This window comes from Nocardioides sp. CPCC 206348 (assembly GCF_048654705.1).
Classification (GTDB): domain Bacteria; phylum Actinomycetota; class Actinomycetes; order Propionibacteriales; family Nocardioidaceae; genus Nocardioides.
In genome coordinates, this window is record NZ_JBMCZA010000156.1 from 52,068 (window position 1) to 52,760 (window position 693).

The 693-nt window shown below is 67.7% G+C and carries 1 protein-coding gene; it reads left to right on the forward strand.

What is annotated here, in order from left to right; translation table 11 throughout:
- A partial coding sequence (locus ACOADB_RS11335; protein WP_378598264.1) for a hypothetical protein occupies positions 1-646 on the forward strand: 646 nt, incomplete at its 5' end.
- Between the last annotated feature and the right edge of the window lie 47 nt (positions 647-693).

Genomic DNA, 693 nt, shown 5'->3' on the forward strand with positions numbered 1-693 from the left:
ACAGGTACCGACGTACCTCAAGCCGATGGCGGGGGAGGACCAGCTCGGGTACTCGTGGCACAACTACTGCCAGGACGTCTTCCTGGAGTCGCAGGGCCTGCCGTTCGGCAATGTCGAGAACTGCTGGAAGTTCAGCCAGGAACGGACGACGACCGCGCTCGCCCAGGCCCAGCGGATCAATGCCGCACCGATGATGAGCGAGTGGGGCGCGACCGACAACCTCCGCGCGATCGAGATCGACGCCGCGGTGGCCGACCGGAACCTGATGGGTTGGTCGCACTGGGCCTACAAGCAGTGGCAGGACCCGACGACCGCCGACGACGCCCAGGGGATGTTCCACGACGACACCGACTTCTCCTCGGTCAAGCAGGAGAAGCTGCGGCTGCTGGTGCGGACCTACGCACAGGCGACCGCGGGGGAGCCGCTGGCGATGAGCTTCGACGCCACGACGGGGGCCTTCTCCTACCGGTACCGAGCCAGCGGGATCGCGGCGCCCACCGAGATCTTCGTCAGCCCCCTCCACTACCCCGACGGCTACCGCGTCGAGATCACCAACGGCACCTGGGAGACGGGCGAGGGCGGCCGGGTCCTGGTGCACCCTGTCGTGGCCGGCTCAGAGGTCGTCGTCCAGATCACGGCACGCTGAAGGGCCCCTGCGGGAACGTTCCTGCCCGGTTGGGCGTTTTCCCATCA